This is a genomic window from Leucobacter komagatae (genome assembly GCF_000834055.1).
Classification (GTDB): domain Bacteria; phylum Actinomycetota; class Actinomycetes; order Actinomycetales; family Microbacteriaceae; genus Leucobacter; species Leucobacter komagatae_A.
In genome coordinates this window covers 128429-151304 of the sequence record NZ_JXSQ01000005.1, presented here as the reverse complement: position 1 = coordinate 151304, position 22876 = coordinate 128429, and the positions used below count along the sequence as shown (strand labels likewise).

17 protein-coding genes, 1 tRNA gene and 1 pseudogene are annotated in these 22876 nt (G+C 65.6%); 13 read left to right on the top strand and 6 right to left on the bottom strand.

The window, feature by feature from the left end:
* Positions 1-4 precede the first annotated feature (4 nt).
* The 13 genes and pseudogenes from efp to SD72_RS05880 all read left to right on the top strand — a co-directional run bounded on the left by efp (position 5) and on the right by SD72_RS05880 (position 14851).
* The gene (gene efp, locus SD72_RS05940; protein ID WP_042543510.1) at positions 5-568 is read left to right on the top strand and encodes an elongation factor P; all 564 of its coding nucleotides are present in this window, start codon (positions 5-7) and stop codon (positions 566-568) included.
* Positions 569-570: 2 nt separating this feature from the next.
* A complete protein-coding gene (nusB, locus tag SD72_RS05935; RefSeq protein WP_042543509.1) occupies positions 571-987 on the top strand; it encodes a transcription antitermination factor NusB in 417 nt (138 codons plus the stop codon).
* A 116-nt stretch (positions 988-1103) separates the two neighbouring features.
* Positions 1104-1673 (top strand): bifunctional pyr operon transcriptional regulator/uracil phosphoribosyltransferase PyrR, encoded by a 570-nt coding sequence (gene pyrR / locus SD72_RS05930; protein ID WP_042543508.1) that lies wholly within the window; start codon positions 1104-1106, stop codon positions 1671-1673.
* Positions 1670-2623 carry an aspartate carbamoyltransferase catalytic subunit gene (locus SD72_RS05925; protein WP_042543507.1) on the top strand — a complete coding sequence of 318 codons (954 nt, stop codon included), beginning with the start codon at positions 1670-1672 and terminating at the stop codon, positions 2621-2623. Before pyrR ends, SD72_RS05925 begins: the two co-directional genes overlap by 4 nt.
* A gap of 10 nt (positions 2624-2633) precedes the next feature.
* Positions 2634-4057: pseudogene (locus SD72_RS05920) on the top strand (dihydroorotase).
* Entirely contained in the window at positions 4054-4608 is a 555-nt protein-coding gene (locus SD72_RS05915; RefSeq protein ID WP_042543506.1) for a PH-like domain-containing protein, read from the top strand. The pseudogene SD72_RS05920 and the gene SD72_RS05915 overlap by 4 nt, the downstream one beginning before the upstream one ends.
* A complete protein-coding gene (carA, locus tag SD72_RS05910; protein WP_198141880.1) occupies positions 4605-5813 on the top strand; it encodes a glutamine-hydrolyzing carbamoyl-phosphate synthase small subunit in 1209 nt (402 codons plus the stop codon). The genes SD72_RS05915 and carA overlap by 4 nt, the downstream gene beginning before the upstream one ends.
* Before the next feature lie 5 nt (positions 5814-5818).
* Positions 5819-9127 (top strand): carbamoyl-phosphate synthase large subunit, encoded by a 3309-nt coding sequence (gene carB, locus SD72_RS05905; protein WP_042543505.1) that lies wholly within the window; start codon positions 5819-5821, stop codon positions 9125-9127.
* Between the two features lie 8 nt (positions 9128-9135).
* Positions 9136-10008, top strand: coding sequence for an orotidine-5'-phosphate decarboxylase (pyrF, locus tag SD72_RS05900; RefSeq protein WP_084766830.1), 873 nt, complete (start codon positions 9136-9138; stop codon positions 10006-10008).
* 16 nt (positions 10009-10024) lie between these two features.
* On the top strand, positions 10025-10927 hold the full coding sequence (gmk, locus tag SD72_RS05895; protein ID WP_042543504.1) for a guanylate kinase: 903 nt from the start codon (positions 10025-10027) through the stop codon (positions 10925-10927).
* Positions 10928-11017: 90 nt separating this feature from the next.
* Entirely contained in the window at positions 11018-12016 is a 999-nt protein-coding gene (locus tag SD72_RS05890) for a hypothetical protein (protein WP_042543503.1), read from the top strand.
* Positions 12017-12286: 270 nt separating this feature from the next.
* Positions 12287-14689: a choice-of-anchor Q domain-containing protein gene (locus tag SD72_RS05885; protein WP_042543502.1), complete on the top strand. Its 2403-nt coding sequence runs from the start codon at positions 12287-12289 to the stop codon at positions 14687-14689.
* A gap of 88 nt (positions 14690-14777) precedes the next feature.
* Positions 14778-14851 (top strand) — tRNA-Ile (locus tag SD72_RS05880).
* Between the two features lie 186 nt (positions 14852-15037).
* On the opposite strand, the gene SD72_RS05875 is transcribed toward SD72_RS05880, so the two are convergent.
* The 6 genes from SD72_RS05875 to aceE all read right to left on the bottom strand — a co-directional run bounded on the left by SD72_RS05875 (position 15038) and on the right by aceE (position 22743).
* Complete coding sequence (locus tag SD72_RS05875) at positions 15038-16279, bottom strand: beta-ketoacyl-[acyl-carrier-protein] synthase family protein (RefSeq protein ID WP_042543501.1); 1242 nt, start codon at positions 16277-16279, stop codon at positions 15038-15040.
* Between the two features lie 133 nt (positions 16280-16412).
* Entirely contained in the window at positions 16413-16661 is a 249-nt protein-coding gene (locus SD72_RS05870) for an acyl carrier protein (RefSeq protein WP_010157098.1), read from the bottom strand.
* A gap of 108 nt (positions 16662-16769) precedes the next feature.
* Positions 16770-17777, bottom strand: coding sequence for a beta-ketoacyl-ACP synthase III (locus SD72_RS05865; protein WP_042543564.1), 1008 nt, complete (start codon positions 17775-17777; stop codon positions 16770-16772).
* A 13-nt stretch (positions 17778-17790) separates the two neighbouring features.
* Positions 17791-18708, bottom strand: coding sequence for an ACP S-malonyltransferase (locus SD72_RS05860; RefSeq protein ID WP_042543500.1), 918 nt, complete (start codon positions 18706-18708; stop codon positions 17791-17793).
* A 79-nt stretch (positions 18709-18787) separates the two neighbouring features.
* The gene (locus tag SD72_RS05855; RefSeq protein WP_042543499.1) at positions 18788-20005 is read right to left on the bottom strand and encodes a PucR family transcriptional regulator; all 1218 of its coding nucleotides are present in this window, start codon (positions 20003-20005) and stop codon (positions 18788-18790) included.
* Positions 20006-20016: 11 nt separating this feature from the next.
* Positions 20017-22743, bottom strand: coding sequence for a pyruvate dehydrogenase (acetyl-transferring), homodimeric type (gene aceE, locus SD72_RS05850; RefSeq protein ID WP_042543498.1), 2727 nt, complete (start codon positions 22741-22743; stop codon positions 20017-20019).
* Between the last annotated feature and the right edge of the window lie 133 nt (positions 22744-22876).

Sequence of the window (22876 nt, the reverse complement as noted above, 5' to 3'; positions counted from 1 at the left end):
CCGCATGGCAACCTCGAACGACATCAAGAATGGCACGGTTATCAAGGAGGCGGGCCAGCTCTGGAGCGTCCTCGAATTCCAGCACGTGAAGCCGGGCAAGGGCGGCGCGTTCGTCCGCACGAAGCAGAAGAATGTCGTTTCGGGCAAGATCATCGACAAGACGTACAACGCCGGCACCAAGATCGAGACCGCAACGGTCGATCGCCGCGACTTCCAGTACCTCTACCAGGATGGCGTTGACTTCGTCTTCATGGACATGACCGACTACGACCAGATCACCGTCACCCCAGCGGTCGTTGGCGACGCACACAAGTACATGCTCGAGAACCAGCAGGTCCAGATCGGCCTGCACGAGGGCGACCCGCTGTACCTCGAGCTCCCGGCCTCGGTCGTGCTTGAGATCACCTACACGGAGCCAGGCCTGCAGGGCGACCGCTCGACCGGCGGCACCAAGCCTGCAACGGTCGAGACCGGTGCAGAGATCCAGGTTCCGCTGTTCCTCGACGCAGGTACTCGCGTCAAGGTTGACACCCGCTCGGGTGACTACCTCGGCCGCGTCAACGACTAGGCGTGTCTGCTCGGACGAAGGCGCGCAAGCGCGCCCTAGATATGTTGTTCCAGGCCGACGTCCTCGACGTTCCGGTCATGGAGATTGTTGCTGGCGAAGCGTCGCGGGCCGCGGGCGAACCCGACAGGGTCGCCTCCTGGCTGTACGCGCGTGAGATCGTTGACGGCGTCACCGATCACCGCGCGGAGATCGACGATCTCATCTCGAGCTACGCGCAGGGATGGACGATCGACCGCATGCCGAACGTCGACAGGGCGATCCTCAGGATCGCCTCCTGGGAAATGCTGCACAACCCTGAAGTGCCAGCGCCCGTCGCGATCAACGAGGCAGTCGGTCTCGCGAAGGAGTACTCGACAGACGACTCCAGCCGATTCGTGAACGGCGTGCTCGGAAAGATCGCCGAACACGCACAGTCCTAGCCCGTGCGCCTTGCGCCGCGCGCCGCGTGAGCGGGCGCGGCGCGCGGTGCGCTAGACTGGCGCAGCTACAGCTTTTCTTTAAAGGCGTCCAGTGAGGCGCGGAAGGGGGGCGGTGAATGTCCACGCGAATGGTTCTTGACGGAGCCGAGATTTCGCGGGCCTTGACCCGAATCTCGCATGAAATAATTGAGGCGAATAAGGGCGTTCGCGATCTCTACCTCGTCGGTATCCCGACACGTGGATCGATGCTCGCCCGCCGCATCGCGGAGAACATCTCCCGGATTGAGGGAGTCGACGTTCCCGTCGGAAGCCTCGACGTGACGATGTACCGCGATGACCTCGCGCACCACCCAACACGGACGCCGCACCCGACGGAAATCCCGGGAAGCGTCGACGGCGTGACGGTCGTGCTCGTCGATGACGTGCTCTACTCAGGCCGCACCGTTCGGGCCGCGCTCGACGCGCTCGGCGATCACGGCCGGCCAAAGGCAGTGCGCCTTGCTGCGCTCATCGACCGCGGCCACCGCGAGCTGCCGATCCGCGCCGACTACATCGGCAAGAACCTTCCGAGCTCGCGCGACGAGCGAATCTCCGTGAAGCTCGTTGAGCACGACGGCGAGGATTCGGTGACGATTAGTGCTGATTCGAGCGGTGCTGATTCGAGCGGTGCGGAGGAGACAGCATGAGGCATCTCCTCGACACGCGCACACTCAGCCGCGACGACGCGCTGCTCATCCTTGACACCGCCGAGGACATGGCAGCGACGCAGCAGCGCGAGATGAAGAAGCTCCCGACGCTGCGCGGCAAGTCCGTTGTGAACCTCTTCTTTGAAGACTCGACGCGCACCCGCATCTCCTTCGAAGCCGCGGCCAAGCGGCTCTCGGCCGACGTCATTAACTTCAGTGCGAAGGGCAGCTCGGTATCGAAGGGCGAATCGCTCAAAGACACCGCGCAAACGTTGCAGGCGATCGGCGCCGACGGCGTCATCATCAGGCACCCTGCGAGCGGCGCCGCTTCGCGCCTCGCGTCAAGCGGGTGGATCGAAGCCGGCGTGCTCAACGCAGGCGACGGCATGCACGAGCACCCGACCCAGGCACTGCTCGACGCGTTTACGATGCGCCGCAGACTGCACGGCGCTGCGAGCCGTGGCAAGGGACTCGACGGCGTCTCAGTGGTGATTATCGGCGATATCGCCCACTCGCGGGTGGCTCGCTCGAACCTCTGGCTGCTCATCGCGCTCGGCGCACAGGTGAGCCTCGTCGCCCCGGAAACGCTGCTCCCGTTCGGGGTGCGCGACTGGCCGGTTTCCATCTACCACTCGCTCGACGAGGCCCTGCGCGTCGAGAACCCTGACGTGGTGATGATGCTTCGCATCCAGACGGAGCGGATGCACGCCGCGTTCTTCCCGAACGAGCGGGAGTACGCCCGCAACTGGGGGTTCGACGACCGGCGACTCCAGACGCTGTCGGAGCGCGCGATTGTGATGCACCCCGGGCCCATGAATCGCGGGCTCGAGATCTCATCTGGCGCAGCCGACTCACCGCGCTCGACCGTGCTCGAACAGGTCGCAAACGGTGTGTCCGTGCGCATGGCCTGCCTGTATCTGCTGCTCTCTGGCGAACGAACCGAAGGCTGAAGGAGAAGTTGTGTCTGATGGAATTCTGATTCGTGGTGTGCGTCTTGCCGCCGACCTCACCGAGCGCGGGGGCGACGTCGCCCGAGCACCGCAGGTCGACCTGCGCATCAGCCGCGGGCGGATCGTGGAGCGCGCGGCAGCAGGCTCACTCGTTGCGGCTCATGGGGAGCGCGTCATCGAGGGCGAAGACCTCATCGCCCTCACCGGCTTCGTCGACCTGCACACCCACCTGCGCGAGCCAGGCTTCGAGCAGTCTGAGACCGTGCTCACGGGCAGTCGGGCGGCAGCCGCTGGCGGTTTCACGACCGTCTTCGCGATGGCGAACACGCTGCCGGTGCAGGACACCGCAGGCGTTGTTGAGCAGGTGAAGGCACTCGGCGACGCCGCGGGCTACGCAACGGTTCGCCCGATCGGCGCTGTCACCGAGGACCTCGAGGGCTTACGGCTCAGCGAGATCGGCGCGATGGCGCAGTCGCTGGCCGAGGTGCGCGTGTTCTCTGACGACGGCAAGTGCGTCCACGATCCACTGCTCATGCGCCGCGCGCTCGAGTACGTGAAGACGTTCGACGGCGTCATCGCGCAGCACGCCCAGGATCCGCGGCTCACCGAAGGCGCGCAGATGAACGAGGGCGCGCTCTCGAGCGAACTCGGGCTCAAGGGCTGGCCGGCCGTAGCCGAGGAATCGATCATCGCCCGCGACGTGCTGCTCGCCGAACACGTCGGCGCGCGCCTGCACATCTGCCACCTCTCGACGGCTGGCTCCGTCGAGGTGATCCGCTGGGCGAAGGCCAGGGGCATCCAGGTCACGGCGGAGGTCACTCCGCACCACCTCATCCTCACCGAGGAGCTCGCGCGCAGCTACGACGCCCGCTACAAGGTGAACCCGCCGCTCAGGCGTGACGAGGACGTGAGAGCGCTCCGTCAGGCAGTCGCCGATGGGCTCATCGACATCGTCGCGACCGACCACGCGCCCCACCCCGTTGAGGCGAAGGAATGCGAGTGGGACACTGCGGCGTTCGGGATGGTCGGACTTGAGTCTGCGTTCCCGATCGCCCTCACCTCACTCGTCGAGCCGGGCCACGCGAGCTGGGCTGAACTCGAGACGCTGCTCTCGCAGAAGCCTGCGGAGATCGGCCGCCTCGCGGTCGGCCAGCAGCGCGAAGACGGTACCGGCGGCCAACACCCGAGCGCGCTCGACGTCGGCCAGCCGGCGGACATCGTGCTCGTTGACCCCGCAGGTCGAGCGTCTTCGACCTCGACCGGCTGCACGGCCAGAGCTCAAACTCACCGTTCCTCGGCATGCAGTTGCCTGGGCGGGTGACGCACACGATCCGCCGCGGCTACCTCACGCTTGATGGCGGCGAGCTCGTCGCAACCGAGGCCGTTGCTGCGGCCGCTGCGGCAGCAGACACACAGAACGGAGCGAACGCATGACCCGCACGATGTTCCTGATCCTCTGGCTCGTTATTGCCGGGGGACTCCTCACCTTCATGGCGCTCGCGTGGCGAGCCCGCAAGCGACGAGACGCTGGGCTCGCGCTGCCAGCAGTGGACCTCGGCGGGGACATCATCGGCGCGTTCACTCACGTCGGCTACGTCTCAACGACGCCCATTGGTTCCCCGCTCGAGCGCGTGGCGATCCCAGGGCTGACCTTCAAGGGTTGGGCCGACGTGACCGTGCGGCGCGACGGTGTCGAGATCAGCGTGCAGGGTGAGCGTCCGGTCGAGATCCCCGCAACCCAACTCCGCGGGACCGATGCGGCATCGGGTCGCATCGGCAAGGCCGTTGAGCGAGACGGGCTCGCGCTGCTGCAGTGGGAGAGCGAAGCGGCGGGCAAGCGCGAACTCGAGTCGAGTTTCCGCTTCTCCACCCCGGCAGAACACCTGCGTTTCATCGAAGCGGCAGAAGCCGTAGCGACGCATGCGCCCAAGGGTGCACCCCAGAACATTTCACAGAACAACCACTCGAGCCAGGAGGACGCGTGACCGCGACGACCAACGAAGTGACGGTGCCGCCGGCATCAGCACGCCCAGAGGGAGCCGCCGTGCTCGTACTTGAGGATGGCACCCGCTACGTCGGACGCGCCTACGGTGCGACAGGGCGGTCACTTGGCGAGCTTGTCTTCTCGACGGGGATGACCGGATACCAGGAAACCCTCACCGACCCCTCCTACGCGGGGCAGATCGTCGTGATGACGGCCCCACACATCGGAAATACTGGCGTGAATGACGCCGATATGGAGTCGCGCAACATTTGGGTTGCTGGCTTCGTCGTGCGCGACCCCGCGCGTCGCATCTCGAACTTCCGCGCCGAGCGCTCGCTCGACGAGGACCTCGTCGGTCACGACGTCGTTGGCATCTCGGGCATCGACACTCGCGCCGTGACCCGCCGCATCCGCGACGCAGGCGCCATGCGCGGGGGCGTCTTCTCCGGCGCCGACATCGAGCTGTCCGACGCTGAGCAGCTCACGCTCGTGCGCGAGCAGGAGAGCATGGCTGGCAAGAACCTCTCGTCAGTTGTCACGACGAAGGAACGCTACGAGGTCGCTGCCGCCGACGGCGTGGACCGCGTCGGCTCGATCGCGGTGCTCGACCTCGGGGTGAAGCGCTCAACCGTGCAGTACCTCTCAGAGCACGGCTTCGACGTGACGGTGCTGCCTGCCGCCACGACAATCGAAGAGGTTCGCGCTCTCGCGCCAGACTCGCTCTTCTACTCGAACGGCCCGGGCGACCCTGCGGCGTCTGACGCGCAGGTCACGATGCTTGCGGAGCTCCTGCGCGACGGGCTCCCGTTCTTCGGCATTTGCTTCGGCAACCAGCTGCTTGGCCGCGCGCTCGGTTTCGACACGTACAAGCTGCCGTTTGGTCACCGCGGTATCAACCAGCCCGTGCTCGACAAGCGCACCGGCCGTGTCGAGATCACCGCGCAGAACCACGGCTTCGCCGTCGACGTGCCCATCGAGGGCGAGATCGATTCGCCCGCCGGCTTTGGCCGCGTGCAGGTGAGCCACTACAGCCTGAACGACAGCGTCGTGGAGGGGCTCGAGTGCCTCGACATCCCCGCGTTCTCCGTGCAGTTCCACCCGGAGGCAGCTGCGGGCCCGCACGACGCCTTCTACCTGTTTGACCGCTTCCGTTCGCTGGTATTGAACCGCGCAGAAGCCACTGACTCGACCACCCAGGGAGCCTAAAAAGAATGCCAAAGCGTACAGACATTAACTCTGTCCTCGTTATCGGCTCGGGCCCGATCGTCATCGGTCAGGCCTGCGAGTTCGACTACTCGGGCACCCAGGCGTGCCGCGTGCTCCGCGAGGAGGGCGTGCGCGTCATCCTCGTGAACTCGAACCCGGCAACGATCATGACCGATCCCGACTTCGCAGACGCAACCTACGTCGAGCCGATCACCGCAGAGGTCATCGAGTCGATCATCGCGAAGGAAAAGCCCGACGCGATCCTGCCGACGCTCGGTGGCCAGACCGCGCTCAACGCGGCGATGGAACTCGACGAGCTCGGGATCCTTGAGAAGTACAACGTCGAGCTCATCGGTGCGAACATCGAGGCGATCAACCGCGGCGAGGATCGCCAGATCTTCAAGGAACTCGTCATCGAATCGGGTGCTGATGTTGCTCGCTCGCACATCGCGCACACGATCGAAGAGGCGAAGGAGTACGCGAAGGATCTCGGCTACCCCCTCGTCGTCCGCCCGTCGTTCACCATGGGCGGGCTCGGCTCGGGCTTCGCGTACACCGAGGAAGAGCTCGTGCGGATCGCCGGCGACGGCCTGCACTACAGCCCCACAACCGAGGTGCTCCTTGAGGAGTCCATCCTCGGTTGGAAGGAGTACGAGCTCGAACTCATGCGCGACACCTCGGACAACACCGTCGTCGTGTGCTCCATCGAGAACGTCGACGCCGTTGGTGTGCACACGGGCGACTCCATCACGGTCGCACCTGCGCTCACGCTCACCGACCGCGAGTTCCAGAAGCTTCGCGACATCGGCATCGACATCATCCGCCGCGTGGGTGTGAACACGGGCGGCTGCAACATCCAGTACGCGATCGACCCGAAGACCGGCCGCATCATCGTCATCGAGATGAACCCGCGCGTCTCGCGCTCGTCGGCGCTCGCATCGAAGGCAACGGGCTTCCCGATCGCGAAGATCGCGGCAAAGCTCGCGCTTGGCTACCGGCTCGACGAGATCCCGAACGACATCACGCAGAAGACCCCAGCAAGCTTCGAGCCCTCCATCGACTACGTCGTGGTGAAGGCGCCCCGCTTCGCGTTCGAGAAGTTCCCTGCGGCGGATGACACGCTCACGACGACCATGAAGTCGGTCGGCGAGGCGATGGCGATCGGCCGAAACTTCACGACGGCACTGCAGAAGTCACTGCGTTCGCTCGAGAAGCGCGGCACCTCCTTCCACTGGGACGCGATCGACGAGGCCGATATCCCCGCGCGGGTCGAAGCACTGCTCGGCACCATCGGACGCCCGACCGACGGCCGCATCGTCGACGTGCAGCAGGCGTTGCGCCTCGGCGCAACCATCGAACAGGTCTTCAACGAGACAGCGATCGACCCCTGGTACCTCGACCAGATCGTGTGCATCAACGAGATCGCAGAGCGCGTCGCTCGCGCGCCGCAGCTCACCCTCGAGGTGCTCCGCGAGGCGAAGGACAACGGCTTCTCCGACGCGCAGCTCGCGGGTATCCGCGGCATCTCGGAGTCGGAGATCCGCGGCCTCCGCCACGGGCTCGGGCTTCGCCCGGTCTTCAAGACCGTCGACACCTGCGCGGGCGAGTTCCCTGCGCTCACGCCGTACCACTACTCGTCGTACGACCTCGAGACCGAGGTCACGCCCTCCGACCGTAAGAAGGTCGTGATCCTCGGATCCGGCCCGAACCGCATCGGCCAGGGCGTCGAGTTCGACTACTCGTGCGTGCACGCCTCGTTCGCGCTGTCGGACGCCGGCTACGAGACGATCATGATCAACTGCAACCCGGAGACGGTCTCGACCGACTACGACACGAGCGACAGGCTCTACTTCGAGCCGCTGACGCTCGAGGACGTGCTCGAGGTCATTCACGCAGAGCAGGCCTCTGGCACGCTCCTCGGCGTCGTCGTTCAGCTCGGCGGCCAGACCGCGCTCGGGCTCGCGCAGCCCCTCAAGGATGCCGGCATCCCGATCCTCGGCACCACCCCCGAGGCGATCGACCTCGCGGAGGAGCGAGGAGCGTTCTCGAACATTCTCGAGCGCGCGAACCTGCTCGCCCCGCGCAACGGCACCGCGATCGACAAGGAGGGCGCGATCCGCGTCGCAGAGGAGATCGGCTACCCCGTGCTCGTGCGCCCGTCGTTCGTGCTCGGCGGCCGCGGCATGGAGATCGTGTACGACACCGCGTCGCTGCACGGCTACTTCGAGCGCATCGAGGGCCACGCCCTCGTCGGCCCAGGCCACCCGCTGCTCGTCGACCGCTTCCTCGACGACGCGATCGAGATCGATGTCGACGCGCTCTACGACGGCGAACAGCTCTACATCGGCGGCGTCATGGAGCACATCGAAGAGGCAGGCGTCCACTCGGGCGACTCGAGCTGCACCCTCCCGCCAGTCACGCTCGGCCACGACGAGATCGCTCGTGTCCGTGAGGCAACGCTCGGCATCGCTGAGGGCGTTGGCGTTCGCGGACTCCTCAACGTACAGTTCGCGATTGGCCAGGGCGTGCTCTACGTGCTCGAGGCAAACCCGCGCGCATCGCGCACCGTGCCGTTCGTGTCGAAGGCCTTCGGTATCCCGCTCGCAAAGGCCGCATCGCGGATCATGGTGGGGGAGACGATCCAGGAGCTCATCGACGAGGGCTTCCTGCCCGAGCGCGACGGCTCGCGCGCCCCGATCGACTCGCCGATTGCCGTGAAGGAGGCCGTGCTTCCGTTCAAGCGGTTCCGCACCCACGAGGGGCTCGTCGTCGACTCGCTGCTCGGCCCCGAGATGCGCTCGACCGGTGAGGTCATGGGTATGGACAAGGACTTCCCAACGGCGTTCGCGAAGAGCCAGGCAGCTGCTGGCAGCGCGCTCCCGACCTCGGGGACAGTGTTCCTCTCGGTTGCGGATCGCGACAAGCGTTCCATCGTGCTGCCTGCGCTCCGCCTGCAGGAGCTCGGCTACAAGCTTCTCGCAACGCAGGGCACGCAGGTCGTGCTCGCCCGCAACGGCATCACGTCGACAACGGTCCGCAAGCACTCGCTGCAGTCCGAGGGTGACACGATCGTTGACCTCATCAACCGTGGCGAGGTCGACATGATCGTGAACACGCCCTCCGGTAGTTCCGCCCGTGCCGACGGGTACGAGATTCGCGCGGCGTCCGTCGCGGCAGACAAGCCGATCTTCACGACCGTTTCCGAGCTCTCTGCGGCTGTCGGGGCGCTCTCAGCGCTCGGGAAGGGCTTCGAAGTGAAGTCGCTGCAGGAGTACGAAGCTGACCGGCAGGCCGCCCTCGCGGCCGCGAAGTGAGCACACCCGTGACGCGCTCGGCATCGGTTCCGAGCTTTGGTGCACGGCTCGCGGCGGAATTCGCCGCGGGCCGGCACCTGTGCGTCGGCATCGACCCGCACGCCGGACTCCTGTCTGGGTGGGGGCTTGACGATTCCGCTGCCGGTGCTGAACGGATGGGCCGCGACGTCGTTGCGGCGTCTGCCGGGGTCGCCGCGGCGATCAAGCCACAGATCTCCTTCTTCGAGCGATTCGGATCGGCGGGGTTCGTCGCCCTTGAGCGCGTGCTCGCGGATGCGCGCGAAGCTGGCGTGATCGTCGTGGGCGATGTGAAGCGCGGTGACATCGGCTCAACGTTTGCTGCCTACGCCGAAGCTTGGCTGGCTCCGGGATCGCCGCTCGAGGTGGACGCGATGACCGTCGCACCGTACATGGGGTTCGACACGCTCTCAGGCGCGTTCCCGTTCGTGCGTGAGCACGGCAAGGGGCTCTTCGTGCTCGCAGCGACCTCGAACCCCGAGGCGCGGATGATGCAGACAGCGGTGCGCCCAGACGGTCAGACGCTAGCAGCGTCGGTCGTTGAGAGCGCGAATGCTTGGAACGCCTCGGAGCACGCCGCGGATACGGTTGGCTCCGTCGGGGTGGTGCTCGGAGCAACGCTCACGCTCAGCGATTTCGGAATCGATACCGCAGTTCGAGTGACGCCAGCCCTCCCGGTTCTCGCTCCGGGGTTCGGGCATCAGGGTGCGAAGGTTGAGGACGCCGCGGAAATCTTTGGTGGAATCGGATATGCAGTACTTGCCAATGAATCGCGCAGTATCCTTGATGGTGGGGGCGTAGGCCTCGCCGGTCGCGTCCGCGAACGGGCAGCACTCATCACTGAGGCGCTGGACGACAGATAGCGCTGTACGGGAGATCATGACGAAGCAGCAGGCAGGCATGCCGGAGGTAGACCGCGTTGCGGCCAACCGCGCAGCGGTGGCGGCACGACAGGCGCGCGCGGAGCTCAAACGAAAGCTGCGCGGCGGCGAGATGTCGCCACTCAAAGTGCTCGAGTACTCGAAGGTGCCTGGTCACGCTGCTGCGACGCTGCGGATCACCGACTACCTGCTGTCGTTCCCCTCGATTGGGCAGGTGAAGGCAGAGCGGATCCGAGACGATCTGCAGATTTCCGAGCGAAAGCGGCTCGGCGGCCTCGGCGCGATCCAGCGCGAGCGGCTCGAATCATTCGTGCGGGAACGCTCCGGCGCGCTGCCTCGGGGTGAGCGGCCGCCGCTCACCGTGCTCGCTGGGCCGACCGCTGTCGGCAAGGGCACCGTCGCTACGTTTGTACGGGACAACCACGCTGACGTTCGACTCTCCGTATCGGCGACCACCAGGCCCCCTCGCCCGGGTGAGATCGAGGGCGTCCACTATTACTTTGTCTCCGACGAGGACTTTGATCGCATGCTCGCTGCAGATGATCTGCTCGAGTGGGCGACCGTGCACAACAAGTTCCGTTACGGCACGCCGCGCGGGCCCGTCGTTGACGCGAGCGCCCGCGGCGAACTGGTGCTGCTCGAGATCGACCTGCAGGGCGCACGCCAGGTGCGCCAGAGCATGCCAGATGCGCGCCTCGTATTTCTCGCCCCGCCGAGTTGGGACGAGCTTGTGCGTCGACTTGTTGGACGCGGCACCGAGGGTGAAGAGGAACGAGCGCGCCGGCTCGAGACCGCCCGCGTTGAGCTGGCTGCAGCGGACGAGTTTGACGAAGTGATCGTCAATGATCAGGTCGAGACGGCGGCCGAGCGACTCGTCGACCTCATGCGCGGCGCCGACTAACACGGTGAGCGCGGCGCGCGTCGGCCCGAATTGCCGCGCGCGTTGCTGGCGCGGCACTGCGCTCGTTCCCTGCGAGTCAGGTACCTTTGCATGGTGATTGATTTATTCGGCGCTGCCGGTTTCCTCCAGGAAATCGCTGACAGCTCGCAGCTCGACCCGCGGCAGTTTTGGGGTATCCCACTCGCGCTCGTTGGTGCTGCTCTGCTCGCCTTCGGCGCGCAGTATCAGTCGCGCGGGCTGAACAAGGTCGAGCGCATTGTTGGTGCGAGCGCTCACGCTGGGCTGTCGGTGCGCCACATGCTCAGCCTGCTTCGCCGGCCGTCCTGGGTCGTCGGAACGCTGCTGCTCGGGCTCGCCGTCGCCTTTCAGCTTGGCTCGCTCGCGCTCTCTCCGATCACGATCGTGCAGCCGATCGGGGTCGTTGGCCTCATCATCACGTCTGTACTGAACTCGCGCATCTCGGGGGTTCGGCTTGGCAAGCGGGTGACGGCGTCAATTGGGCTTGCTGTCGTGAGTATCGCCGTGTTTGTTTTCGTTGCGGCGACGAACGTGTCAGACCAGGTGGTGACCGACACGAAGCTCATCACGATCCTGCTCACCTTCGCCGTGGTGCTCGCCTTGGCGCTCGTGCTGTTCCTGCTCTATCGGCATCGCGGTATCGCGCTCATCTACATCGTCGGGGCAGGTGTGCTCTACGGTTTCGTCGCGACGTTTGCGAAGGTCGTGATCAGTCGGCTGCAGCAGGGTGACTTCGAGTGGCTGACGTGGATCTGCGTCGGCGCGCTTCTCGCTGGCGCGCTGCTCGGCATGTTGTTCGTGCAAAACGCCTACTCGTCCGGCCCACCGGACCTCGTCGTCGCAGGGCTCACAGTGATTGACCCGATGATCGCAGTGTTCATTGGGATTCTCATCCTCGGCGAGGCTGCGAACGCGCCCGTGTGGGTGTCTGCGGTGTTCGTGATCACTGGTGTCACCGCGATGATCGGCGTTGTCGGAATCTCACGGTTCCACCCGCAGTCGGGAAAGTCTGTGCTCGACCACACCGGCAGGATGCCCGTGGTGACGCCAAAGGATGACGCGGCAGCGTAGTCGGTTGAAGCGGGCGGACTGGCGACGCCGTTGTCATCAGCCCTGCCCAAGACCATACCGCGCGTGCGTCCGAGTCGTCGGAAACGTGATTGTTCCGTGATGCTTCGCGGTTCCTGACGAGGTTGCAAACTCTAGCTGTATGACTCCGGTCGTGTTGCTCTGACCCCACTGTCAATATTCTGGGAGTTCTCTATGTCGACGTCGCCAGCCACTGCCTCACCTCAGCGACCATTTCTGTCCAAGTGTGTAGCGGTCCTCGCGGTAGGCCTGTTGATCCCCGCATGGATCACCACGACGCCAACACCGGCACACGCAGCGACGATCCTCGTCACGGCCTCTGGCGACCAGGGGGCCGGGACACTCGGAGCCGCCATCGCCGAGGCGAACGGGAGCCAAGGGCCCGACACGATCACGATTGCCGCGGGGTTGCTGGCGGAAGTGACGGAGTCGTTCGAGGTCACTGAGACAGTGACGATCGTCGGAGAGCCCGGCTCTCAGATTGTCAACAAGCCAAACTACCGGGGAGCGGTACTCGCGGCTACAGGCGGGGCGACGATCAACCTCGAAGGCGTCACGTTTGCCGGCTCGAATGCCTACGGTGGGCTGGTGAGCATCGCAAGCACGACTGAGGCGACCTCCTTCACCGACGTCACCGTGGCTGGTGTCGAGCTTGGCCGCGAAGCCGCCGATTTCTTTTCCTTCGAAGACGCGCGCGGGCCCATCACGCTCACCAATTGCAGCTTTACCGGGCGGTCCTCAAGTCCAACGGAGGCGCTCTCGGTGTTGCGGGCGGAGCGACTGGCAGCGCCCCTCACCGTCATTGATTCCAATTTTGAGGAGATAGCGACGTCGGCGATTAGCGTCGGAGCAGCGGAGCTGCCTGCTGACGCTTCCATTACCGTGAGCGACAGCCGGTTTCAGTATGTCGCAGCGGCACAGCCGTACACCCGGCCAGGGACAGTGCTACACGTCGACGGCGGATCCGCGCAGGCAGCCGAGCGCTCGGCACCTGCCGTGAATATCTCGAACACTTACATCGATGCGAGCCGCAACTCGGTGGCTGGATCACTGTATTTCCAGGACCTTGTCGGGGATGTCATCATCACCAACAGCTCGATCATTGAGGGCGGGTCCGCGGGGGAGAACGCGGCGATCGCGGCCGTCGGGCACCTTGGCCAGCTCGCCATCGAGGGCGTCACCTTCGCCCAAATCACGGGCACGAACGGGACCGCTCGGTCCATCGGCTTCGGCGCAGCCGCGTCCGCGGGTGACGGGGAATCCGGCGTCACCGTCGTCAACAGCACGTTCGACGCACCGAATAACTTCGACCGCAAGCCGCACATCGCCCTGCACGGCAATGCGGGAGCGTCGATTAACCACGCGACGTTCATCGGCGGCGGCGTGCAAGCGACCGACCCCACTGCGACGGCGCCGATTGAACTGGTGAACTCGATTGTTGGAGTAGGCGCGCAGGCCGGCGGCGCAGAGAACGAGCCGGTCGAAGCCGTTTTCGGCGAGCGAGTCGGCCCGGTGACCGGCACCCACAACACGGTGAACGCGCTCGGAACGCTCGCGGCCTCTGGCAACGACGTCGTCGCAGACGGCGCAGCTATGAAGCTGCTGCCGCTCGCAGACAACGGCGGAAGCACCCTCACGATCCTGCCGGAGACCGGCTCGCCGGTGATCGACAGCGCAGTCGCGAGCGCTCCGGCAACAGAACAGCGCGGCTTCGCGCGCACATTCGGGTCTGCGCCGGATCGTGGGGCAGTGGAGGTGCGCGGTGGTACCGTCGCCCTCGGCGACGACGTGACAGTGAATGCGGGCGTCAAGGCGGGGATCCCCGTAACGTACACGCCAGGCGAAGACGACACGGGGGCGACGGTCCGCATCGACATTTTGAGTGAGCTCGCGGGCGAGCCAGGCACCGCGACAGCCGGGCAAGACTTTCACCCGCTCCCGCTGTATACCTCCCTCACGTTCGCAGCCGGTGGGCCGTCCACCAAGATCTTCGAGGTCCCGACGTACATCTACAGCAAGGGCTTTGATCCGCTGACATTCTTCGCGTCGATCACCGAAACGAGTTCGGGCATCGAGATCGCAGACCCAGCAGATCTGACGGTGTACATCGTTACCGCCTTGCCCGCGCCACCGACGGTCACCGATCCTCAGGATGTGACGGTCGATGAGGGCACTGCCGCCGAGTTCACGGTAACGACGACGGGGGAGCCTGCGCCGAAGGTAACGTGGGAGGTCTCGCGCGACGGCGGCAAGACGTGGGTTGCAGTCGACGCATCGTGGAAGGTTTCGGCCGACGGAAACACGTCTACACTGACCGTGCCAGGCGCGCTTGCCAACGACGGGTTCGAGTTCCGTGCGACGGCAGTTGACGCCGGCGGGCAGGCCGCGACCAGCGCGGGCGCGAAGTTGACGGTCGAAGCGGCAACCAGCGTCGGTCCTGGTCCTGGTCCAGGTCCTGGCCCCGGCCCTGACCCGAAGCCCGAGCCAGGGGATCCAGACCCTGGCAAGCCGACGACCGGGGGGCTGGCGGAGTCTGGAAGCGGGCTGCCGTCACTCGGAATCGCTGCGCTTCTCATGGGGGCGCTGGGGGTATGGATACTCAGGGCGGCCGCTATTCGGGATCGAGGACGTGCACGCTTCGCACGCGGCCTGTAGCGCCCTGGAGCAGGCAGCTGCGACGCCAAACGTGCCTGGCGAAGATGTATCGCGGCTGGTGAATCCGATAGACTGGCTCAGTTGCCCAGGGGCGTTAGCTCAGTTGGTTAGAGCACCGGACTCATAATCCGTCGGTCGCGGGTTCAAGCCCCGCACGCCCTACTTACCCTGTCGCGCGCCACACGCTCCTATCGAGCGTGCGCGCGCGTAGTTGGCGGAATCCTCCGCAGCTCGCCCGTTTCAGACGCCACGGGAGCGGCGATATCGCGGCGGCTGCGTCCGCGCATAGACGAGTCCGGCCCGGCTCCCTAGGGGAGCCGGGCCGGGGCGTGAAGCCGCTGTCGAGACCTAGGCGTCGTACGAGCGGATCGCTACGACGGCGTTGTGTCCGCCGAAGCCGAAGGAGTTCGAGATCGCGAGCTGCGGGCCGTCGCCGAGTGGCTGCGGATCGCCCGACACGGTCAACGGAATCTCCGGATCCTGCTCGACGAGGTTGATCGTCGGGGGAGCGACACGGTGCTGCACCGCGAGAACCGTGAACATCGCCTCGAGCGCGCCTGTGCCACCCAGCAGGTGACCCGTTGCGGCCTTCGTAGCCGAGACCGGAATCTCGCGCGCCCGGTCTCCGAAGATCCCGAGGAGCGCGGTGTACTCGTTGATGTCGCCAACGGGGGTCGACGTCGCGTGCGCATTGATGTGCGTAACGTCTTCCGGGTGTGCGCCGGCCTGCGAGAGCGCGAGCTTCATTGCCCGGATGGCGCCGTGGCCCTCGGGGTCGTTCGCGGTGATGTGGTACGAATCGGCGGTGACGCCGCCGCCGGCAATCTCCGCGTAGATCTTGGCGCCGCGGGCGAGCGCGTGTTCCTCTGTCTCGAGCACGAGGGCGGCTGCGCCCTCACCCATGACGAAGCCGTCACGGTCGGTGTTGTACGGGCGCGACGCTGTCTCGGGGGAATCGTTGCGGCGCGAGAGCGCCTGCATCGAGGAGAACGAGGCGAGCGTGATGGGGTGGATCGCCGCCTCTGACCCGCCGGCGATGACGACGTCAGCGAGGCCGAGCTGCAGGTGCTCGAAGGCGTTCGCGATGGACTCGGTGCTGGACGCGCAGGCCGAGGCAACCGTGCGCGCGAACGCGCGGGCCTCGAAATGCATGGAGATCGCCGCAGCGGGAGCGTTCGGCATGAGCATGGGCACCGTGAGCGGCATGACGCGGCGCGGGCCCTTCTCGCGCAGCGTATCCCACGCGTCAAGCAGCGACCAGATGCCACCGATTCCGGTGGCCCAGTCAACCCCGAGTCGTTCAGCGGGGATCGCGGGGGCGCCAGCGTCGGCGAAGGCTTCCTTCGCCGCAATGAGCGCAAACTGGCTTGACGGATCGAGCCGCTTCGCGACCGGGCGCTCAAGCACCTCTGAAGGCTGCACGCGCGCCTGGCCGGCAAAGGTGACGGGCAGTTCGTACTGCTCTACCCAGTCGGCCTCGATCGTGCGCACGCCTGACTCGCCTGCGAGGAGGGCGTCCCAGCTCTCACTCGCGGTCCCGCCCAGTGGTGAACTTGCACCAATACCGGTGACGACGATTTTCTTGCTCATGTGTTGCGCTCTCCGCGTGGCTATGGGGATCCGCCCTTGTGGGGCTGTGTCCCGAAGTCTGTGTGATGAAGCGTGCGGCTGGGATGGGGGCTGCCAAGGCAGTGACCGCCCATCCCGGCCACGAAAGCTTCGCTTAGGCCTGAGCCTTGACGATGAAGTCGACTGCGTCGCCGACGGTCTTGAGGTTCTTGACCTCTTCGTCGGGGATCTTGACGTCGAACTTCTCTTCGGCGTTGACGACGATGGTCATCATCGAGATTGAATCGATGTCGAGGTCGTCGGTGAACGACTTGTCGAGTGCGACGACGTCGGCCGCGATTCCGGTCTCGTCGTTGACGAGCTCAGCGAGACCTGCGAGGACCTCTTCGTTGCTGAATGCCATTGGATTCTCCTTATTTGATGGGGGTTTGTAGTAAACCTCGTGCAGTAGTTTCTCGCAACTTCACTCGGGAAGTCGGCAGGGCGCGCGGGGTGCGCCCAGAGCGAGAAGCTACGGAAGCTCAATCACCTGTGCGCCGTAGACCAGGCCAGCACCGAAACCGATGGTGAGGGCGAGGCCGCCGGAGAGCTCAGGGCGCTCAGCGAGCAGCGAATGCATCGCGAGCGGGATCGAAGCGGCGGACGTGTTGCCCTGCAGCTCAATATCCCGTGCAATAGCAACCGTCTCGGGCAGCTTCAGCTGCTTCGCGAGCTCGTCGATGATGCGCATGTTTGCCTGGTGGGGGATAAACGCGGCGAGATCCGCTGGTTCGAGACCCGACGCCTCAAGCGTCTGGCGCGCGACCTTGGCCATCTCCCACACCGCCCAGCGGAACACCGTCTGGCCGTCCTGGCGCAGCGTTGGCCATGCAACGACGCCGGGAGACTCACGGTACTCCTCGAAGGTTGAGGTCATGCTGATCGTGTCCCACTTTTCGCCGTCGGAACCCCAGACGGTCGGGCCAATGCCGGTGTGGTCGCTCGGGCCAACGACAACAGCGCCAGCGCCGTCGCCGAGGAGGAACGAGATCGACCGGTCGGTGGGATCCACAACGTCAGACAGCTTCTCAGCACCGATCACGAGCACGTTCGTGCACACGCCGGAGCGAACGAGCGCGTCAGCCTGGCCGACTCCGTAGACGTAGCCAGCGCACGCAGCTGAGATATCGAATGCCGCCGCAGGGGTCAGGCCGAGTCGGTGCGCGGCGAGCGCAGCCATCGAGGGAGTGACCGCGACGTTTGAGATCGTCGAGATGATGACGCCGTCGATCTGGGAGCGATCAAGCCCAGACTTCGCGATCGCCTCTTCGCCGGCGGCTACCGCAAGGTCGATTGCGCCAATCTCTTTGCTCGCCCGGCGGCGCTGCACGATGCCGGTGCGCTGCCTGATCCACTCGTCCGAGGAGTCGATGGGGCCGACAAGGTCGTCGTTGGGGACATCCAGATTGCCCCGGGAAGCGCCGACGGAGAGTACCCGGGTGTGGGCTGGGCCTGTCGGCTGTACAAGGGTTGCCACGATTCGATCCTTTCGATCAGGCTGCGTCGGTGAGGAGCTGGACAGCCGCCTCAAGATCAGCCGGAGTCTTGACGGCGACGGCGGGGATCCCCTTGAGACCGCGCTTGGCGATCCCAGTGAGCGCGCCGGCGGGGGTGAGCTCAATGAGCCCAGTAATGCCAGACGAAACAAACGATTCCATGCACGCGTCCCAGCGCACCGGCTGGGCGATCTGGGAGACGAGCGAATCCCTGAACGCGGTGCCGCTGGTGACGAGCCCGCCGTCAGCGTTGCTCCAGAGGCGGCGCTGCGGATCGGTCACTGCGGTCGCCGCAGCAGCCTCAGCGAGAACCGGAACGGCCGGAGCCATGTAGGTCGTATGGAACGCTCCCGCGACCTGCAGTGGGATCACGCGCGCGCCGCGCGGTGCGTTCTCAGCGAGTGCCGCGAGGCCGGCAAGCGAACCAGCCGCGACGATCTGCCCGCCACCATTGCGGTTTGCGGGGGTCAGTCCGGCCGCGGTGATCGCGGCGAGTACATCGTCCTCGACACCGCCGACGACTGCGGACATGCCGGTCTGCTCAGCGGCGGCGGCCTCAGCCATCGCCCGCCCGCGGACGCCGACGAGGCGCATCGCATCAGTTTCCGAGAGCACACCAGCTGCGGCTGCAGCTGCGAACTCGCCGACGGAGTGGCCGGCGACGCCAGCGGCTGCGAGGTCTGCTCGCGCTGCGAGCGCGCGCCAGGCGAGGATGGAGGCGGCAACGATGAGCGGCTGAGCGATCTCGGTTGAGCGAATCGTGTCGGCGTCGCTCTTCGTTCCGTGGAGCAGAAGGTCAACTCCGGCGGCCTCCGACGCTGCTTCGAGGAAGCTGCGGGAAGCCGCATCCTCGATCCATTCAGAGAGGAAACCGGGTGTCTGGGAGCCCTGGCCTGGGCAAGCGATAACAATCACGTCATTTAGTTTCTCAGATCAGCGGCCCAGTGTCTGCATATAGTCCACGATAAATCCAAAGATTCATTGTAGATAGTTGCTATGAACTGCGCTTCGCGGGTCGCCTTCCACCCTGCTGGGCAATGGAACCGGCGATAAGCGCCGATTGGAGGATGAGGGATTCGCGCGCACCCGTGGCGTTCCAACCGATGACCTCAGACACCTTCTTCAGGCGGTATCGCACGGTATTCGGGTGTACGAAGAGCTCACGGGCTGTCGCTTCGAGCGACCTCCCGTTGTCGAGGTAGCACCACAGCGTCTCCATGAGCTCGGCCGAGTGAGTGAGGAGCGGTTCGTAGATCTGCTCGATGAGGGTTCTCCTCGCCAGCCCGTCGCCTGCGAGCGCGCGCTCTGGCAGCAGGTCGTCAGCGAGCACCGGTCGCGGCGCGTGACGCCACGCTCGTGCGACGGCAACGCCGGCGAGCGCTGCACGAGCACTCCGCGACGCCTCTATGAGGTTGTCAACGGTCGGCCCAAGAACGAGCGGTCCGTCGGCGAAGCCGTCGGCGAGTCGTCCAGCGATCTCGAGGAAGGTTCGGACCGGTTCCTCCGGCGCAGGCGGCGCTGGGGGAGCAGCCGGATCCTTCACCGGCGGCGCCATCCTGCCGAGCACGAGCACGAGGCGCGTTCCCTGGAGCCCAATGAGCACGTCCGCGCCGGCGTGGCGGGCGGTGCGGCGCAGCTGATCCACGTCGACGGAGCGCTCGGCGCTCCCAACGAGCACAGCAGCTTCGCCGTCGCCGTGCCAGCCGAGCGCGGCAATGCGGCTGGGAAGCTCGTCGTCTGACTCGCCCGTGAGGATCGAGTCAACGACGAGCGCCTCAAGCCTTGCGTCCCAGAGGCCGCGGGCCTCAGCCTGGCGTGCGTACACGTCGGCCGCTGCGAACGCGACATCACGGGAGTAGTGCATGATCGCCTCGCGGAGCGAATCGCTCCTGGGGGCGACGCGCTCCTCGACGACGGTCACCACAACGCGGATCAACTGCAGGGTCTCCTGCAAGCTGATCGAGCGCAGTAGCTCGCGCGGCGCCGAACTGAACACGTCAGACGCGATCCACGGCGTAGACCCGGGGTTTTCATACCACTGGATGAACGAGCTGATCCCCGTCTGCGCGACGAGACCAACCGCCGATCGGCGGCTCGGGGGCATGCTCCCGTACCAGGGGAGCGTGTCCTCGAGCCGCGTGACCGTCAGCGTTGCCAGTTCACCCGAAATGGTGCGAAGCCAGGCGAGTTCTTGATCCTTATTCGTACTCATCCGAGCACTCGTTAGGCGTCCCCGCCCGCGCCGCCGGTCGTTCCGGCGTTCACGTCATCCAAGCGGTAACGCTTCGCTGCCTCGACAGCTACGCTCGCATCGATCTTGCCCTCGACTGCGAGGCGCTGGAGCACCTTCACGACGAGCGACTCACGGTCGATCTTGAAGAAGCGACGCGCTGCTGCGCGGGTATCCGAGAAGCCGAAGCCGTTCGCGCCGAGCACGGAGAAATCTCCGGGAACATACGGGCGAATCTGCTCGGGCACCTCGGGTGTCCAGTCGCTCACAGCGACCTTCGGGCCTTCCGCGTCTGCGAGCTTGTCGGTGAGGTACGCGGTGCGCGTTTCCCCGCCGAAGTTGTTGAAGTTGTGCTGCTCGGCGGCCAGGCCGTCGCGCTGCAGCTCCGACCAGCTCGTCACGCTCCACACGTCTGCGGCAACGCCCCAGTCGTTCGCGAGAATCTCCTGCGCCTCGATTGCCCACGGCACAGCAACGCCCGACGCGAGGATCTGCGCGCGGTGCGTGCCACCCTTCGCCTCGCTCACGCGGTGCAGACCGCGAACGATGCCATCAACGTCGACACCCTCTGGCTCAGCCGGGTGGATCATCGGCTCGTTGTACACCGTGAGGTAGTACATGACGTTCGGATCCTTGTGCTCGCCGCCGTACATCCGCTCGATACCCGAGCGCATGATGTGCCCGATCTCGTAGCCGTACGCCGGGTCGTAGGAGACAACAGCGGGGTTCGTTGACGCGAGCAGCAGCGAGTGACCGTCTGCGTGCTGCAGGCCCTCACCCGTGAGCGTCGTGCGGCCAGCGGTCGCACCGATCATGAAGCCGCGCGCCATCTGGTCGCCAGCAGCCCAGATCGCGTCACCGGTGCGCTGGAAGCCGAACATCGAGTAGAAGATGTAGATCGGGATGAGCGGCTCGCCGTGGGTGGAGTAGCTCGTTCCGACGTTCGTGAACGCCGCTGCAGCTCCTGCCTCGTTGATGCCGACGTGGAGCAGCACGCCCTGCGGGCTCTCCTTGTATGCGAGGAGCAGCTCGCGGTCGACCGAGGTGTAGTTCTGGCCGTGCGGGTTGTAGATCTTCGACGTTGGGAAGTACGAGTCCATACCGAAGGTGCGCGCCTCGTCAGGGATGATCGGCACGAAACGGCCGCCCATGTTCTTGTCGCGCATGAGGTCCTTGAGCAGGCGAACGAAGACCATCGTCGTCGCTGCCTCCTGGGTGCCTGAGCCCTTTGCCGCAATCGCGTAGCTCTTTGCCTCAGGGACAGCGAGGTCGACGTGCTTGGTGCGTCGCTCGGGCAGGTAGCCGCCAAGCTCACGGCGGCGCTCGTGCATGTACTGGATCGTCGGATCGTTCTCGCCCGGGTGGTAGTACGGGGGAAGCGACGGGTTTTCTTCCAGCTGCGCATCGGTGATGGGGATATGCATGGTGTCGCGGAAGAGCTTGAGGTCGTCAAGCGTCATCTTCTTCATCTGGTGGGTCGCGTTGCGGCCCTCGAAGTGCGGGCCGAGGCCATAGCCCTTAATGGTCTTCGCGAGGATGACGGTCGGGCGGCCCTTGTGCTCGGTGGCAGCCTTGTATGCCGCGTACACCTTGCGGTAGTCGTGGCCGCCGCGGCGCAGGCCCCAGATCTCATCGTCGCTGTAGTCCTTGACGAGGTCGAGCGCACGCTCGTCCTTGCCGAAGAAGTGGTTGCGCACGAACAGGCCGCTCTCGGCCTTGTACGTCTGGAAGTCGCCGTCTGGCGTCGTGTTCATGAGGTTCAGCAGGGCGCCGCTCTGGTCGCGGGCGAGCAGGTCGTCCCACTCGCGGCCCCAGATGACCTTGATTACGTTCCAGCCAGCTCCGCGGAAGTAGCTCTCGAGCTCCTGGATGATCTTGCCATTGCCGCGCACGGGCCCGTCGAGGCGCTGCAGGTTGCAGTTCACCACGAACGTGAGGTTGTCGAGGCCCTCGTTGGCAGCTACCTGGAGCTGGCCGCGGCTCTCAACCTCGTCCATTTCGCCGTCGCCAAGGAACGCCCACACGTGCTGGTCGCTTGTGTCCTTGATGCCGCGGTTGGTGAGGTACTTGTTGACCTGCGCCTGGTAGATCGCGTTGATCGGGCCGAGGCCCATCGACACGGTCGGGAACTGCCAGAACTCCGGCGCGAGGCGCGGGTGCGGGTAGCTCGGAAGCGAGTTCGGTGCGTGCGACTTCTCTTGGCGGAAGCCGTCGAGCTGCTCGGCTGAGAGCCGGCCCTCGAGGAACGCGCGGGAGTACATGCCCGGGGAAGCGTGTCCCTGGACGAAGATCTGGTCTCCGCCGCCCGGGTGATCCTGGCCGCGGAAGAAGTGGTTGAAGCCGACCTCGTAGAGAGAAGCGGCCGAGCCGTAGGTCGAGATGTGTCCGCCGACGCCGATACCGGGGCGCTGTGCGCGGTGCACCGTCATCGCGGCGTTCCAGCGGATCCATGAGCGGTACTGGCGCTCGGTGTCGTGATCGCCTGGGAACTCCGGTTCGCTCTCCGACGCGATCGTGTTCACGTAGTCGGTCGTCGGAACCATAGGCACGCTCAGGTGCAGCTCGCGCGAACGCTCGAGCAGGCTCGTCATGATCTCGCGACCACGCCCTGGGCCGTGGGTGTCCACGACGCCGTCAAGCGATTCGCGCCACTCGGCGGTCTCGGCGGGATCCATGTCTTCGTGATCCTGCGAGTAAGGATCTTGTGTATTCACAGCCACGGAAAGTGCTCCATTCGCCACCACGCGCAAAACCACGGGCATGTGGGTTCAGCCCCGTTGAGCACGCAACTCATAAAACTCCCCGCAGGTTAGCGGGCATCTCCCAGACTAGCGAACATCCACCACCGAACGA